This is a genomic window from Desulfocurvibacter africanus subsp. africanus DSM 2603, from assembly GCF_000422545.1.
Taxonomy (GTDB): domain Bacteria; phylum Desulfobacterota; class Desulfovibrionia; order Desulfovibrionales; family Desulfovibrionaceae; genus Desulfocurvibacter; species Desulfocurvibacter africanus.
In genome coordinates this window covers 1-2,298 of record NZ_AULZ01000040.1, presented here as the reverse complement: position 1 = coordinate 2,298, position 2,298 = coordinate 1, and the positions used below count along the sequence as shown (strand labels likewise).

2 protein-coding genes are annotated in these 2,298 nt (G+C 50.5%); both read right to left on the bottom strand.

Annotated elements, in window-relative coordinates; translation table 11 throughout:
* Window positions 1-705 precede the first annotated feature (705 nt).
* Window positions 706-1,473: a hypothetical protein gene (locus tag H585_RS22260; protein ID WP_051183198.1), complete on the bottom strand. Its 768-nt coding sequence runs from the start codon at window positions 1,471-1,473 to the stop codon at window positions 706-708.
* Between the two features lie 12 nt (window positions 1,474-1,485).
* Window positions 1,486-1,956 (bottom strand): Panacea domain-containing protein, encoded by a 471-nt coding sequence (locus H585_RS0117675; protein WP_027368800.1) that lies wholly within the window; start codon window positions 1,954-1,956, stop codon window positions 1,486-1,488.
* Window positions 1,957-2,298 lie beyond the last annotated feature (342 nt).

The window sequence follows — 2,298 nt, the reverse complement described above, 5'->3', positions numbered from 1 at the left end:
TGGCCGCGTCGGTCTCGCAGAACGAGACCTCGGGCAGGCTGGCCAGGGACATGCGCTTTCCTCCTTTGGGCAGCCGCAAGCGGCCGCCACGTTGCACAGGTGCGTGGGGTGCCTGGGGTCCCGGCCCAGGTGGGCCGGCCGGGTTGATCAGGCAGGCGCGAGACTACGATGGAGGGCGGAAAGGCGGGATGGCGCGGTGCAGACTATGCGTGCAAAGGCGCGCAAGCCTGTGCGCAGGCGCGGCAGAGGGGGCCTTCGGAGGCCGAGGACAATCATGCAGGACTGCACGATTGGACGTCGCCACCTTTGGCGACGCCCGCAGGGCGAGGGCCAGGACGGCCCGAGTCACACTCATCTCCCTGGACCTAATGTGATGTTTGATCGCGGCGTGATGTCATGCTTGGGCAGGGCGTAGCAAAGAGATTGGTGGATGGATTGGCGGAATGATCTGGACAAGCGGTCCGAGTGGGTCACTCGTCACGGCATGGAAGCTGTATAAAAGCGATAAATGGCGACCCTCCCAAGCGGGGGGGAGTGCCCATGAACGCAAAGCCGTTCCTAACCAATGAACAATAGGCGATAATTCAACCGATAGAGCAGAAGGGGCGCAGATGGACGGAAGATCGAAAAAGACGTCGGCATGATGATGTTGTGAAGATAATTAGCTTCCAATTTCATCGCTAAACAACTACAAACAGGTAGCAGCTATTCTTGTCCATTCATTAAAGTGTCAATACCAACTCTGAAAATATCTACTATAGAAGATACTATCTTGCCTTGTTCAAGATGAGCAGCAAACTCCATTTCTTCGTCAGTCAACTTCAACAACAGAACGTTTGCTTGCAACAACCTTTCCTTGCATTTTGGTACTTGCTTAAGAACCTCTGCCTGCGCACATCCCCGCTTGGCACAGCCGGACTCAATTGCAGACTCAAGATGCATCATGAGGAGTGTGTAAGCACAGTTAAGAGGGTTGCATGGGTCAACCCTATAGCCAGTCCTTTTTGTTGGTTGGATATTATGCAGAGGATCAAGCAGCACAATATTAAATGTATCATTCTCGTCCCAAAAGCCAACAACTCGACCTAGAGCCTGAGAAATCTGAAACTGCATTAATGGATACTCTTCTTCATTGTCTCTATATGAAGATGGTATCCAATCCAGATCTTTCATTTTGACGGGAATATTCTTCTGATTCCAGTCAATGGGGTGGTATCTCCACGTGTCTAGCTTGGCAGAATCGCAAAGGAACTTCTCTAGTTCTTCTTTGGAAAGCTCTTGAAGCTTGGCTAGAAGAGAGGCAAACCACGTCTCAGGTGTACGATCCAATCCGAAGTACTTAATTTGCTTCCAGAATCGAAAAGAAAAAGTCCACCTCTTAGGCTCTTCGGCCTTAGAGGGGATCGGGCGTTTGCCTAGTAGGTCAGCAGTATTATTACCTAATACAGGAACCGGAAACTTCGACTTCGCCATATACCCTATGACTTACTTTTCCAACCGAGAAGCGTAGAATTTTGCCATGACATCTTCGTCTATCGGATTCTCACAACGGACATGCAAGGGAAGATCCCCGCGAGCACTCTTCCAAGGCTCTTCCTGGTGGGTCATGCTTTCCAGTTGGTCACCAGTAAACTGTCCATAAACATTCAACACTGCATCAATAAGCTCTCGAGCTTCTTGAGACATCGCCGCAGCATTAAAATCTTCTCTAATATCAGAAGATGAAAGCGGAGAATACAGAGACTTAGTGAGTGCAAAACGGTCATAAATGGTGCGACTCACTGGGCCATGTACCCAAGCCTGGAAATGACCATCAAAAAGCCGGCCTTTCCCAAATGCTAAATGCCAAGCTTGGCAGTAATACAGTATTTTTTGAAGCTTAAGGTTATTAAGCCCAATTCCAGCCTCACTAGCTTTCGCAATTACGTAATCACAGGCGTCATTAATGCTAATCATATCCATTCCTCCAATCAACTTAAGCGCATAAAATGACATACTATCTGTTGATTGTCTGGTCTGCTCTTAGCCTACCTCTATAGCTGGTGCAAGATTTATTAGGGGCGGCAAAAATACCCCCGTTAAAATCAACTACATCTTTCCTAGCCACAATGCCCTTCAGCCTTGCAGCTCACTGCAAGAGCCGTAGGACCGCCACGAACTCCAGCCACAGCCGCTCCGGGTTGCCCGGATAGAGCGTGCGGCTGGTTATGGCCTGGTGCGTGGCCAGCAGCCACTCGCGCACCTTGGCCGCGTCGGTCTCGCAGAACGAGACCTCGGGCAGGCTGGCCAGGGACATGC